Source organism: Streptomyces sp. KM273126 (assembly GCF_004337435.2).
Taxonomy (GTDB): domain Bacteria; phylum Actinomycetota; class Actinomycetes; order Streptomycetales; family Streptomycetaceae; genus Streptomyces; species Streptomyces acidicola.
The window spans coordinates 6534706-6548664 of the sequence record NZ_SJXB02000001.1 but is presented as its reverse complement, the minus strand read 5'-3'; the positions used below and the strand labels follow the sequence as shown (position 1 = coordinate 6548664).

Below are 13959 nucleotides of genomic sequence, written 5' to 3'. Positions count from 1 at the left end.
ACGACGGCGTGCACGCCCGGCGGTGCGCCTGGATGTGCTCCTGGAGGTGGGCGGTGCTCACTTTTCGGTGGGGTTCCAGGGGCCGGTGAACTCGGCGAGGGCCCGGTTCAGGATCTCTGGGCGTCCGGAGGTGTGAGCCAGTTCGCGGAGGCCGTCGACGAGGCCGACGGGTGGTGTGAATCCGAGGTCCCGTCCGGCGGCGGTGATGTCGAACCAGTGCGGGTGCGTGAGTTCGTTCACCAGGAAGCGGCTGAGCATGTGCGTGCGGGTGGAACCGGTGAGACGGGCGGCCGTCTCCTGGACGGTGGCGGCGCCGTGCGCGAGGGCCGGCGGGACGGAGCGCCATGCGGCGCGGATTCCGGTCGCCGCCAGATAGAGGGTGGCCATGCCGGCGAGCGGGCAGGGCTCGCCCTGGGCGATGAAGTAGGCGCGCCCGTTGACGGGCTCTCTCCGGTGGAGGCGGTCGAGGGCGAGCAGGTGGGCGTGGGCGGCCGTGCGCAGGTGGGTGGTGTCGACGAGGTTCATTCCCCTCCCCGGCATGATCAGGTGGCGGCCGCGGGCCGCACGGGTCAGAGCGGGCAGGAAGTGGGGGTCGTCGGGCCCCCAGATGAGGTGGGGGCGAAGGGAGACGGTGGCCAGGTCGGAGCTGTCCGCCCGCAGGACGAGCGCTTCGGCGCGCGCTTTGCTCAGCGGATAGGCGGCCAGGTACCGCTCGGGGTAGGGGGTGCGTTCGTCGGCGTTCTCCAGGCCGCCGGTGCGGAAGACGACGCTGGCGGTCGAGGTGTACACAAGGCTGCGGACACCGTGGGCGCGGCACTGGTCGAGGACGTTGCGTGTGCCGTCCACGTTGGTCGCCCAGTACGGTCGCAGAGGGCCGCTGACCCCGGCGAGGGCGGCGTTGTGGATGACGGCGTCACAGCCGGTGACCGCCTTGCCGACCGCGTCCGCGTCGGCGAGGTCGCCCAGGTGCTGGCGGACGCCGAGCCGGTCCAGGGCGGTGCTGGGGCGGCGGCTGAGGGAGGTGGTCTCGGTGCCGCGCCCGACGAGTTGACGGCAGATCTCCGCGCCGAGGAACCCGCTGCCACCTGTGACGAGAACCCTTTGCGGTCGGGCTCCTTGTGGCCCACATCCTTGTGGGCCGGCTCCTTGTGGTCCAACTGGTCCGGTCATCGCACCCGCTTCAGTCGTCCGGCGGCCCACGCGGCGAGCCGCTCCCGGTTGATCTTGGAGTTGTGCCGGATGTCGGTCGGGAAGCCCGGGTGGACGAGTACGACTCCGACGTGGTGTCCGTCCGGATGCCGCCGCAGTGTCAGGTGCAGTTCGCGCAGAACGTCCTGTGGGTCGCCGCCGTCGCGCTCCAGTTCTACGCACAGTACGGCCTGTTGGTGCCCGGGGGCTCCGACACCCACCAGTGCCGTGCGCCGGACGCCCGGCGTGCTGTCGGTCGTCGTCTCGACGCCCTCGGTCGGCAAGGCGAATCCGGCGCCGGTCACCTGCTGGGACTTACGGCCGTGGAACCACAGCCGACCGTCCTCGTCGAGCCGGCCCAGATCTCCGGTGCGGTGCAGCAGAACCTCAGGGTCCTGGACCTTGGCTGCGGCGGTCGCCTCGGGGCGGGCGTGGTACGCGGGGCTGACGTTGGGGCCGGCGACGGCGATCTCGCCCACGCCGGAGTGATCCTCGTCCAGGATGCGCACCTGAACCGCGGGCAGCGGGTGGCCGAGGCAGGTCCCGGCTCGTACCGGCCGGCCGCCGGCGCCCGCCGCGCACCGCAGTTCGGGGGCGCTGATCGCGCTGACCGGCAGGCACTCCGTGGCTCCGTACACGCTGAGCACCTCGGCGTCCGGCCGCAGTACCGTGTGGAGGGCGTCGGCGAGCCCGGCGCGCAGTGGCGCTCCGAAGGAGACGACACGGTCGACCGAGGGCAGGGTCAGTCGACGGCGGACACAGTGCTGGGCGAGAAGCCCCAGTACGGCCGGCGACGCCGCGACCACCGAGGCGTGGTGCTCCAGCAGAGGGCTCAGCAGGCGTTCGGGCGGTGTGCTCGCCGGGGCACGGTGGCTGACGGCGGGCGCGAGTGTCGTCAGGCCCAGCGCCGGGCCGAGGAGGACGAAGGGCAGGAAGCCGGCGAGCAGTACGTCGCCCGGTCGTGGTGCGAGGACCGGGCCGAGGGCGTCGAGCTGGCCGGTCAGGGTGCTGTAGTGGTACTCCGCCCCCTTGGGCACCCCGGTGGAGCCGGAAGTGAAGGCGATCATCGCCAGGTCCCCCGGGGGCGGTTCCTCCAGCTCCCAGGCCGGTCCGTCCGTGTCCGGCACCGTCACGGGCAGCCCGCGTCCGAGCCCGGGAACAGCCCGGCCGGTGACCAGGGGAAGGCGTACGTGCCCACGGGCCCAGCCCAGCGCGCGGCGTGCCAGATGCGCGAGGGGCTCACCGACGAACGCCTCCGGCGCCACCTCGTCGAGGCATGCGCGCAGCTGGGGCCGGGGCAGCCCAGGATCCACCAGGACCGGCACGGCGCCGACGGCGAACAGCCCGTAGACGAGGGTGAGGAGCTCGTACGGGTCCCGCGTCATCGTCACGGCCTTGTGGCCGCGGCGCAGCCCGGCGTCATGGAACGCCTCGGCCGTGCGGCGGCAGCCTTCGTGGAGCTGAGCGAAGCTGATGACGTGGCCGGATCCGTCGCTACGGCCCCGCACCAGCGCCGTTTCTCGCGGCCGTTGCTCGACCAGGCGCGCCATGCGCGCGTAGAGGCCAGGACTGTCCACGGTGTCACGCCCGAAGCAGGAAGTCGCGGACGTGCCGGTCGAGTTCCCCGGCGGCGTCCTCCATCACGAAGTGGCCGGCGTTCCGGTAGCGGTGTACCCGGGCCTGTGGGAACCGGCGGGTCCATTCGTCCAGCACGGGGGGCGTGAACACGGGGTCACGCATACCCCAGCCGATGAACATCGGCAGACCGGTGAGGCCGCTGGCGACGAGGCCGCTGCCGACGTCAGCAGGTCCGGCGTCAGCGGGCCCGGCCTCGACGGGCCCGGCCTCGACAGGTTCGAGCAGTCGCCATGCCGGGTCGTCGTCGCCCCGTGGAATGCACCGGATGAACTCCACGACGGTGCGGCGGTTCTGTGCGTCGGCGAAGGGCAGCAGGTACGCCAGCCGCTCGGCCGCGCCGAGCCGTCGTACGACTCCGAACCGTACGGCGGCGCGAGGAAAGACGTTGGTGGCCTGCGCGAGGGCGGCGACAGGGGCACTGTCCCTGATCCACCTCAGATACACCGGTAGTCGGTAGCCGGCGGGCCACGGGAAGGCCACGCTGTTGAGGACGACCAGCCGTGCCACCACGCCGGGGTGGCGCAGCGCCCACGCGATGCCGATCGGGCCGCCCCAGTCGTGCACCACCAGGGTCCATCGGCGGGTGGGCGCGCCCTGGCTTCCGGTGAGGTGGTGGAAAAGGTGGTCCAGACACGCGATGTGCCGTTCAAGGCGGTCCACGGGCCCCCGCGCTCCCGGAGAGCCGGTCCCCTGCCGTACCCCCGAGCGGGGGGACAGTCCGAGTCCCGCGAGGTCGGGGGCGATACAGCGGAAGTCCGGTGACAGGGTGCCCAGCAGGCTCCGCCAGATGTAGCTCCAGGACGGGTTGCCGTGCAGGAACAGCACCGGGTCGCCGCTGCCGGTATCGACGTAGTGCTGGTCCGTGACGGGAACCTGGCACCAGTGGCGCGGCCCCGGGTAACCGGGAAGGGCTCGCGCCGGCCGCGTCGGCGGTGCGGCGCCGTGGCGGTGGGTTCCCCTGTCCCGTGTGCTCACAGCCGGATCACCGCCAGCCCCACGCTGAACCCGCTGGCCATGCCGATCAGCGCGACGGTGTCGCCCGGCTCGACGCGGTCGCTCTCCAGCGCGGTGACCAGTTGCAACGGCAGGGACGCGGACGCCGCGTTGCCGTGCTCGGCCACGGTCGGCAGACAGCGGTCGGGAGGCAGCCCGAGTTGCTCGATCGTCTCGTGGAACTGCGGCATGGAGATCTGGTGGAAGGCGACGAACGCGCTCCGGCGCACCAACTCCAGCTCCGCGGCGGCGCGTTCGAGCACCAGAGGCAGGATGCCGATGGCGGCGTCGCGCAACCGGTCGTCGTTGAGGCGCACATAGGTGGGTTCCGGGCTGGTGGGGCGGTAGTGCATGGTGCCGCCCGCCTCCACGACACAGCGGTCCCAAGCGGTGGAATCGGCGGTGAAGGCCGTGGTGAGCACCCCCGGCCCCTCGTCGGTGGCGGGGACCGCCGTCAGCAGTACGGCGGCGCCCGCGTCGGAGAGCGTGTATCCGGGCAGGGCCCGCAGGAAGGCGTCGTGATCGGGCACGGTCCAGCGGGTGGTCATGGTGGGCGCTTCACCGGAGGTGATCAGTACGGTTCGGTAGCGGCCGGATTCGATGAACGCGGCGGCGACCTCCAAGCCGTTGAGCACGCTGTTGCAGGCGTTCTTCACATCGAACACCGGGCAGCCGGCGCCCAGTTTGGCGGCGACGATGTGCGCGGTGGCCGGTTCGATGAGGTCCTGGGTGCAGGACGTGAACAGCACGAGATCGATGTCGTCAATGCCCAGCCCTGCGGCGGCCAGGGCTTTCGCGGCCGCCGCGACGGCGAGGTCGGAGGCCTGTTCCCGGTCACCTCTCTCGTGGACCCCGCGCACCCCGGTGAGGTCCTCCAGCAGGCCGGGCGGTGGCACATAAGGACTCCCCAGGGCGGCGATGCGCGCACGCGCGTCCTCCATGGTGCGGTACGCGGGGGGTAGATGGACGGCGGTGGTCACCAACTGGGCACGTACGGCGGAAAGCACGCGGATCACGGTAGGGCCGATGGTGCCAACTCGCCCCTCTTGCACGGCTTTTCACCTCAACGACGGAAGAGGTGATCAAAGAGGCGAATAGCTGCTTGCCTCCTGCTTGGGCACGCTTGGGGGGACCGGGCTTTTGACGAGGCATCTGACGGGCCTTCGACGGGGCTGTTGACCGGGCCTTTGAGGGGACTTTCACCTGGGGTTCGCGCCCGGTCGACCACTGCGTACGTGATCGAGCAAGAGGGGGAGTGTCCATGGGGCAGGGTGACGAGGCCGTCGCAATTGTCGGCGTGGGTTGTCGGCTGCCGGGCGGGCTGACGGACCTGGCCGGGCTGTGGGACGTGTTGTCGCGCGGCGAGGACATGATCGGCGAGATGCCGGAGGACCGTATGCAGCGGGCGCGCGTCGTGGACCCGGGACCCACGCGCGCCAACCGGAGTTACACGGCGGCCGGAGGGTTTCTCCCGGATGTCGCGGGCTTCGACGCGGGGTACTTCGGCATCGCGCCGGCGGAGGCCATCCGTATGGACCCACAGCAGCGGCTGCTGCTGGAGATGGCCGTCGAGGCGCTGGACGACGCCGGTCTTCCCGCACAGGCGCTGGCCGGTTCGTCGGCCTCGGTGTTCGTCGGCGTCTCCGAGGCTTCCTATCTGCGGCTCCAGGCCCAGGCGACGGCCGAGCTGAGCCCGTACGTGGTGAGCGGCGGCACCCTGTCGGTCATCGCCAACCGGCTGTCGTACTGTCTGGATCTGCGCGGACCGAGCATGGTGGTCGACACCGCCTGCTCGTCCGCGCTGGTGGCGCTGGACCGTGCCTGCCGGTCCCTGCTGGACGGCAGCAGCCGCCTCGCGTTCGCCGGCGGCGTGCACGTGCTCAGCGGGCCGGAGGGCTTCTACGGGTTCTCGGCCGCGTCGATGCTGTCGCGGCGCGGCCGGTGCGCGGCCTTCTCCGCCGACGCGGACGGTTTCGTGCGGGCCGAGGGCGGGGGCGTCGTGGTCCTCAAACGGCTGGCCGACGCGGTGGCCGACGGTGACCGTATCCACGCGGTGATCGCCGGCAGCGGCACCAACAGCGACGGCCGCACCATGGGCCTGGCGCTGCCCAACTCCCAGGCGCAGGAAGCGCTGCTGCGCGATGTGTACGAGCGCGCCGGGGTGGTCCCCGACGACCTGGTGTACTTCGAGGCGCACGGCACCGGGACCCCTGCCGGGGACCCGGCCGAGGCCCGGTCCGTAGGCCGGGCGCTGGGGCAGCGCCGCACCACCGGTCCGCTGCCGATCGGCTCGGTGAAGTCGAACCTCGGGCATCTGGAGCCGGCCTCCGGGATGGCGGGACTGTTCAAGGCACTGCTCGTGCTGCGGCACGGCACGGCCCCGGCGACCCTGCACGCCCTCCCCCTGAATCCGCAGATCGACTTCGGTGGGCTGGGGCTGGCCCCGACGGTCGAGCCCGTCAAACTCCCCCTGCGGCCCGGAGCCGCCGTCGGCATCAACTCCTTCGGCTTCGGCGGCGCGAACGCCCATGTGGTGCTGACCGCGCCGCCCACCCCGCCACTCGCCGGGCCGACACCCACCGGCAGGCTGCCCGTGCTGATCTCCGCGCGTTCGGCGAACGCGCTCAGGGAACTGGCGACGCGGATGTCCGCACGTCTCAGGGAAGCCGCCCCCGACGAGTTCTACGACCTGGCGCACACCTCCACCCGGCGCCGCAGCGCCCACCCGCACCGCGCCGCCGTCCTGGCCGACAGCCCGGACCGGGCGGCCGACGAACTGGACGCGCTGTTCACCGGTACACCGGCGGCCGGAGCGAGCGGCTCGGCAGCGGAACGCGGCGCCGTGGTGTACGCGTTCACCGGCAACGGCTCCCAGTGGCCCGGCATGGCCGCGGATCTGCCGGCCGCCGAACCCGCTTTCCGTGCCGCCGTCGAGGAGGCGGACGCCGCGCTCGCCCCGCACCTGGGCTGGTCGGTGGCCGGGGAACTCGCCCACCCCGATCCGGCTCGCTTCAGCCGTACCGAGGTCGCCCAGCCCGCCCTCTTCGCCGTCCAGGTGGGACTCGCCGCCCTGCTCCGCGCGAACGGGGTGCGTCCGGCGGCGGTCCTCGGACACAGTGTCGGTGAGGTCGCGGCCGCGTACGTCGCCGGAGCTCTCACTCTCGCGCAGGCCGCGCACGTGATCGCCGAGCGCAGCTCGGCCCAGGCCGCCACCGCGGGTACCGGCCGGATGGCGGCCGTCGGACTGCCCGAGCAGGCGGCCCGCGACGTACTGGCTCCCTACGACGGCGCCCTGGAGCTGGCGGCCGTCAACAGCGACCGGGACGTCACCGTCGCCGGGGACCCACGAGCGCTCGCCGCTCTCGGAGCCGAACTGAGCGCCAGGGACGTCTTCTTCCGCGAGTTGGACCTCGACCACGCCTTCCACAGCCGCGCGATGGATCCCCTCGCCGGGCCCCTGCGAACGGCCCTGGCCGGCCTCACGCCCTCGGCTGCCCGTATCCCCTTCGTCTCGACCGTCACCGGCGCCCCGCTCCCCGGCGAGCAACTGACGGCCGACTACTGGTGGCGCAACGTGCGCGAGCCGGTCCGCTTCGCCGAAGCGGCGGCCCATGCCCTCGGCGGGACACCCGGCGTGGTGGTGGAGATCGGCCCCCACCCGGTGCTCCGCCCGTACCTGCGCCGTACCGGCGCCGCTCATGTGCCCACCCTGCAGCGGGACTCCACCGGTCCCCGGGACATGGCCGCGGCCGTGACGGCGGTGATCTCGGCGGGCGCCGAGCTCGACTGGGCCACCCACTTCCCCCACCCCGCCCGGGTGGCCGACCTGCCCTCGTATCCCTGGCAGCGCCGACGGTACTGGTACGGCGAGGCCTGCGACTGGGAGCGGACCAGCGGCACCGGCCGGACGGAACACCCGCTGCTCGGCGAGCGGTTGCCCGGCCCGCATCCGACGTGGGAGAACACGGTCGAACCCCAGCTGGTGTCCTGGCTCGGCGACCATCACGTCGACGGGGCGGTGGTGATGCCCGCGGCCGGTTACGTCGAGATGGCCCTGGCCGCCGGGCGGCGGGCCCTGCACTCGCCCGTCGAGGTGCGCCATCTGGAGATCACCCGGCCACTGCCCCTGTCCTGGCCCGACCCCGGCGACACACGAGTACAGACCAGCGTCCAGCCGGACAGCGGCGCTCTGGCCATCAGTACCAGCGAGCGGCGAGGCGAGGAGTGCCACCCGGTCGCCCGCGCCCAGGTGCGTACCCTGCTCGGCCGTCCTCCGGCACGGGTCGACCTGGGCGCGGCCCGCCGTCGCTGTCCCGACCCTGTCGACGGCGCGGCCCACTACGAGGCGTGCCGACGAGCCGGGCTCGCCTACGGTCCGGCCTTCCAGCTCCTGCGGAATCTGCACGTCGGCGACGGTGAAGTGCTCGCCATGTACACCTACGACGACCCGGACGCGGCCTACGAGGTGTGGCCGGCAGTGCTGGACGCCGCCTTCCAGGCAGGCGCTCCCCTGCTGCGTAACCGGATCGCCACAGGTGATTCCTACTTGCCCTGCGGCCTGGGAAGCGTGCGCGTCTGGCGGGCGCCGGGCTCCTCGGGGGTCATCCGGGTGCGCCAGGGCGTCGTGATCGATCCCGAGGTCTGCTGGGACATCGTGATCACCGACGAGGACGGCACCGTCGTCGTCGAGATCGACCGCCTCCGCATGCGGCGGATGCCCGGCGGCCGTACGCCTCTCTGCGTCCAGCAGACCGTTCTGCGAGCCGCCCCCGGCCCCGGTGACCACGGCGACGCCGCCGCCGTTCCCGTACCCGCCGATCTCGTCGAAGCGGCGCGCGGTCGGATCGCACAGCTGCGACAGGCGTGGCAGGAATCCGGCTGCGACCACTTCGCCGCGGACGCCGACCGCACGATCGCGCACCACTGGGCAACGGCCCTGTCCGGCCTGCTGGGGGAGCCCGCCCGGCCGTTCACCACCGGGGATCTCGTCGAGGCGGGAATGCTGCACCGGCACCGCCGCCTGCTCAAGGTCATGCTTCCCCTGCTTGAGCAGCAGGGCCTGGTCAGCGGCCTTCCCGACGGAAGGTGGGAGTTGACCGGGACACCGCGACGCGACGCGGAACTGTCGGCCGCGCTGATCAACGATCACCCGGCCTTCGCGGCCGACGCGAGCCTGCTCACCCGCCAGCTGCACCACCTGCCCGGCCTACTGACGGGGGGCACAGGCCCCCTCCAGCTGCCGTCGGCCGACCCGACACGCCATCAGCAGTTCTACGACCTCAGCCCCCGGAGCCGCTTCGGCAACCTGATGGTCCGGTGCGTACTGGAGGAGATCATCCGGCACTGGCCGGCCGACCGACCGTTGCGTGTACTGGAGATCGGCGCGGGCACGGGTGGTCTCACCGCCGCCGTCCTCCCGGTGCTGCCGGCCGACCGTACCCGCTACACCTTCACCGACGTCTCGGCCGCCGTCCTCGGCTCCGCCGAACACCGGTTCAGCGCCTACGACTTCGTCGACTACCGCACGTTCGGCCTGGACACCGGGACCGACGGGAAGGAGCTGGCCGAGGCCGGGTTCGACGTCGTCCTGGCCGCAGGCGCCCTGCACACCGCCGCCGATCTGACCGAGGGCCTCCGCCGTGTCAGGCGGCTGCTGGCTCCCGGCGGCCGGCTGCTCGCCGTGGAGTCGCACGATCTGGCCCGCCTCGCCGCGGTCTTCGGGAGCCTCGACGGCTTCTGGCGCCGCAGCGACCACGCACTGCGCCCCGACGGTCTCCTGCTGCGGCGCGATCAGTGGCCGCCGCTACTGGAACGGTGCGGATTCACCGATGTGGTCCGTACCGGGCCCGACACCGATGCCGGGGCGGCCGACCTGTCCGTCCTGGTGGCCGGCGTGGACGACCATACGGCGCCGCCGCCCCCGGCCCTCGCGGCACCGGCCCCCGGAACCGTGTGGAGGGTCGGTGCCGAGGCCCCGTCCGAAGAGCCGCTGGCCCAAGCTCTGGCCGAACTGCTGGGCGGCGCCACGGTCACCGATCTGGAGGGGCTCAGCGGACCGGCCGAACCCGGAGCGGAGGAAGTAGCCACGGTGCTGGTGCTCGGGGAACCCGAGGAGCACCCCGACCGCATCGTCGGGCAGAGCACCCGCAGAGCTGCCGCACTGCGTGCTCTCGCCGCGAGCAGCGCACGTCTGCAGGGCGGTACACGCGCCTCCGTCTGGCTGGTCACCCGTCCCAGCGGTCTGCTGCCCGCCCCCGAGCGCCCGGCCCACCCCGGCGACGCTCCCGTCTGGGGCGCCGCCCGCACTCTGGCGAACGAATGGCCCGACCTGACGGTGCGCCGGATCAGCCTCGACCGCTGTGACGACCCGTCCGCCGACGCCCGGCGCCTCGCGCAGGAACTGCTCAGCCCCTGCGACGAGGACGAGATCGTGCTCACCCGCGGCGGCCGTTTCGTCGCCCGCGAAACCGGCCGCCCCGCGCACGAACCGGCAGCCACGGCCCAGGCGGTTCTTGCCCCGGCAGTCACTGCCCCGGCCTGCTCCTTCGCGTTGACAGTCCGGGACCCCGGACTGTCCTACCGGCTCCTCTGGCAGGAGCGCCCCGCTCCCCGCCCCGGTCCGGGACAGATCGTCATCGAGGTCAAGGCCGCGGCCCTGAACTACCGCGACACCATGCGGGCCAACGGCCTGCTGCCCGCCGAGGCCGTCGAGGGCACCCCCACCGAACATGGGCTGGGCATGGAGTGCGCGGGCGTCGTCACCGACATCGGACCGGGGACCACCACGTGGGCACCCGGCGACCGGGTCTTCGGCCTGGCGGCCGCGGCGCTCGCCTCGCACGCCGTCGCCGACGCGGGGGCGGTCGGCCGTGTCCCGGACGGCATGAGCTTCACGGAGGCGGCCACTCTGCCCGTCGTCTTCGCCACCGTCCACTACAGCCTCGCCCAGTTGGCGCGGCTCGCCCCCGGAGAGACCCTCCTGGTGCACGGCGGTGCCGGCGGTGTCGGCCTGGCCGCCCTGCAGTACGCCGGCCGGCACGGAGCCCACGTGATCGCCACGGCGGGCAGTGACGCCAAGCGTGATCTGCTGGCCGCTCTCGGCGTCGAACACGTCCTGGACTCCCGCTCCCTGGACTTCGTGCCCCGCGTACGCGAACTGACCGGCGGCCGGGGCGTCCACGTCGTGGTGAACTCGCTCAGCGGTGAAGCGGGCGACCGCAGTCTGGAACTGCTGCGCCCCGGCGGACGCTTCATCGAGCTCGGCAAGCGGGACATGTTCGAGAACCGGCCTCTGCCCCGGCGTCCCTTCCTGGACCACATCGCCTACTTCGGCGTCGACATCACCAGGCCCCTGGCCGACCCCGACGCCGCGAAGGAACTCCTGAGGGAGATCGTCGGCCTCGTACACGCCGAGGACTACCGGCCGTTGCCGCACGTCGTCCATCCCGCGGCCCGCGTGGAGGAGGCGTTCCGGCTGCTTCAGCACTCCCATCACACCGGCAAAGTCGTCGTCGCCTTCGATCCGTTGGACGAACCCGTCCCCGTGCGTCACACACCGGTACCCGCGGCACTGGACCCCGACGGTACGTATCTGGTCACCGGTGGTCTGGGCGGCTTCGGTGCGGCCACCGCCGACTGGCTGGCCGACCAAGGTGCCCGCCACCTGGCTCTGGTCGGCCGCCGCGGCGCCGAAGCTCCCGAAGCGGCCGCGGTCGTCGACCGGCTCACGCGGCGCGGCATCACCGCCACCCCCTACGCCGCCGACGTCACCGACGAGGCCGCCGTGCGCCGGGTGTTCGCTGCCGTGGACGCCACCGGGCATCCCCTGCGCGGGGTGGTCCACGGCGCCATGCACCTCGACGACGCCCCCCTCAGTGACCTGACCGACGACCGTTTCGCGGCCGTACTCGCCCCGAAGGCAGCCGGTGCCGCCGTCCTGCACCGGCTCACCGCCGATCGCGATCTGGACCTGTTCCTGCTCCACTCCTCCGTCACGGCGTGCGTGGGCAACGTGTACCAAGCCCCCTACGTCGCGGGCAACAGCTACCTGGAGGCCCTGGCCCGCGCCCGCCGGCACGCGGACCGCCCGGGCACGGCCATCGCCTGGGGTGCCATCGACGGAACCGGCTACGTCGCGCGCAACGATCTGGGCGATGCCGTGTCGGCCCTCGGAATCGACCCGGTGGCCCCCGATGTGCTGCTTCCCGCCGCTGCCGGCGTCCTGGCCGAGGGTGCCGCCGTCGCCGCGATCGGGCGCTTCCGCTGGAGCCGGGCCCGCCATTTGCTCCCCGCGATGGCCGCGCCACGCTTCACGCATCTCGTCCCCGCCCGGTCCGACGCCTCGGCCGACACCCCGGGCGATGTGCTGCGCGCGCTGAGCGCCTTGCCTCCTGACGAGGCCGCACACGCCATCACCGGCATCCTCGCCGGGTTCCTTGCCACGGTCCTGCGCACCGAAGTCGCCGAACTCACTCCGGACCGCCCACTGGCAGAGTTCGGCATCGACTCCCTCATGGGCGCCGAGTTCCTGGTGCGCGCCCGCGAGTACTTCGACGTCCGCCTCTCGCCGGCCGAACTCCTCGGCAACTCGGGCAACCTCACCCAGCTCGCCCGCCTCATCCGGCAGCGTCTGGAGCAGGCCGTACCGGCGCCACGGACGACGACAGAGACGCCGGAGCAGGGCGGCCGGCCGACGGCCGGTCTCACGACATCAGCCACCGCGTAAGCCGACGAGACCGAAGCCGAACACAGTCGCGTGCGGCCCTGGGCAGGGCATCCACCCGCCCAGGGCCGACAGACCGGCTTCCGTCGGCTCGCTCGGGGGTGGCTCATCCCGCCAGGACGACCGACAGGGCCGCGGCGACGATCGTGACGGCGGTCAGAGCGACCATGACCGTCCTCACCGCCCTCACCTGTCGGCCTGCGCAAGACGCCGGAACAGTCCCAGTGGCACCGTCCAGGGCACGGGCAGACGTTTCGCGACGGTCGGCACCTGTCGGGCCACGGCGTCGGCGTCCCGCAGTTGCACGCACCACGCGCAGGGGTCCTCATCGAGACCGGCAAGCCAGTGAGCGGGGCCCGTGTCGGGGCTGTCGCCGAAGAAGTCCATGACCGTTCAACGACCCAACCGCGGCCAGGCTGTCACAGGTCACCCGTTCGCCACACCGCTCGGACGTCACCGCGCTCCGGCACGGGGTTGTGGCCCACCCGAACGGCCCGCCCGTGGATGCCGCTCCCGGCCGTGCCGGTGACGATGACCGGTACGTGATCACGATGGGCCGGGCCGACCGGACGGGAGGTGCGGAACATGCCGGCAACCACGTCGAGGGCACGTCTCATGGGTGAACTCTCGGCCGAGTTCGCCGGCACCATGATCCTCATTCTCTTCGGATGCGGTGCCGTCGCGCAGGTCATCGCCGGCGGCGCACTGACCCACGGTGCACTGGGTGGCCACGACAGCATCGCCTGGGGCTGGGGACTCGGCGTCGTCATGGGCATCTATGTGGCGGCCCGGCTCAGCGGCGCCCACCTCAATCCCGCGGTCACCCTCGCGCTCGCGGCCTTCAAGGGCTTCCCCTGGTACAAGGTCCTGCCGTACTCCCTGGCCCAGACAGCGGGCGCTTTCGTGGCCGCCCTGCTGGTGCGCTGGAACTACACCGAGGTACTGGCGAAGGCCGACCCCCACCACACCGACAAGACACAGATCGTGTTCTCCACACTGCCGGGCAACGGTGTCCTCCCCATCAGCCAACTGGGCGCCCTGCGCGACCAGATCATCGGCACCGCCGTGCTGGTGCTGTTGATCTTCGCGGTCACCGATCTGCTGAACACGCCGCCGCAGGCGAATCTCGCCCCGTTCATCATCGGCCTGATCGTCGTCGTCATCGGCATGGGGTGGGGGACCGACGCCGGTTACGCGATCAACCCGGCCCGTGACCTCGGGCCCCGGCTGGCGTCGTTCCTGACGGGCTATGGAGGTGCCTGGCGTGACCAGTACGGCGACCTCTACTTCTGGGTGCCGATTGTCGGGCCCCTCATCGGGGGCCTGGTCGGTGCGCTGCTCTACCGCTTGCTGATCAGCCGTTACCTGCCGGTCACCGAGCAGGAACCGGGCCAAGTGCCCGCGCCGGACGAGTGAAA

8 protein-coding genes are annotated in these 13959 nt (G+C 72.3%); 2 read left to right on the top strand and 6 right to left on the bottom strand.

What is annotated here, in order from left to right:
- Positions 1-57: 57 nt before the first annotated feature.
- From E0500_RS28040 to E0500_RS28025, 4 genes are read right to left on the bottom strand one after another with little or no spacing between them, the layout of a single operon-like run.
- A complete protein-coding gene (locus E0500_RS28040) occupies positions 58-1170 on the bottom strand; it encodes an NAD-dependent epimerase/dehydratase family protein (RefSeq protein WP_131557856.1) in 1113 nt (370 codons plus the stop codon).
- Positions 1167-2765, bottom strand: a complete 1599-nt coding sequence (locus tag E0500_RS28035) for an AMP-binding protein (RefSeq protein ID WP_309505163.1) — start codon at positions 2763-2765, stop codon at positions 1167-1169. Before E0500_RS28035 ends, E0500_RS28040 begins: the two co-directional genes overlap by 4 nt.
- Positions 2766-2769: 4 nt before the next feature.
- Positions 2770-3801: an alpha/beta fold hydrolase gene (locus E0500_RS28030; RefSeq protein WP_131557854.1), complete on the bottom strand. Its 1032-nt coding sequence runs from the start codon at positions 3799-3801 to the stop codon at positions 2770-2772.
- Entirely contained in the window at positions 3798-4826 is a 1029-nt protein-coding gene (locus tag E0500_RS28025; protein ID WP_131557852.1) for a 3-oxoacyl-[acyl-carrier-protein] synthase III C-terminal domain-containing protein, read from the bottom strand. The genes E0500_RS28030 and E0500_RS28025 overlap by 4 nt, the downstream gene beginning before the upstream one ends.
- A gap of 254 nt (positions 4827-5080) precedes the next feature.
- Here E0500_RS28025 and E0500_RS28020 point away from each other — a divergent pair, with 254 nt between their 5' ends.
- On the top strand, positions 5081-12544 hold the full coding sequence (locus E0500_RS28020) for a type I polyketide synthase (RefSeq protein ID WP_131557850.1): 7464 nt from the start codon (positions 5081-5083) through the stop codon (positions 12542-12544).
- A 183-nt stretch (positions 12545-12727) separates the two neighbouring features.
- Here E0500_RS28020 and E0500_RS28015 read toward each other — a convergent pair whose 3' ends face one another.
- Together E0500_RS28015 and E0500_RS28010 are read right to left on the bottom strand one after the other, a co-directional pair.
- The gene (locus E0500_RS28015) at positions 12728-12928 is read right to left on the bottom strand and encodes a hypothetical protein (RefSeq protein ID WP_131557848.1); all 201 of its coding nucleotides are present in this window, start codon (positions 12926-12928) and stop codon (positions 12728-12730) included.
- A gap of 32 nt (positions 12929-12960) precedes the next feature.
- The gene (locus E0500_RS28010; RefSeq protein WP_165934818.1) at positions 12961-13158 is read right to left on the bottom strand and encodes a hypothetical protein; all 198 of its coding nucleotides are present in this window, start codon (positions 13156-13158) and stop codon (positions 12961-12963) included.
- Here E0500_RS28010 and E0500_RS28005 point away from each other — a divergent pair.
- Entirely contained in the window at positions 13127-13957 is an 831-nt protein-coding gene (locus E0500_RS28005; RefSeq protein ID WP_131557846.1) for an MIP/aquaporin family protein, read from the top strand. The genes E0500_RS28010 and E0500_RS28005 overlap by 32 nt on opposite strands.
- The last annotated feature ends 2 nt before the right edge of the window (positions 13958-13959 follow it).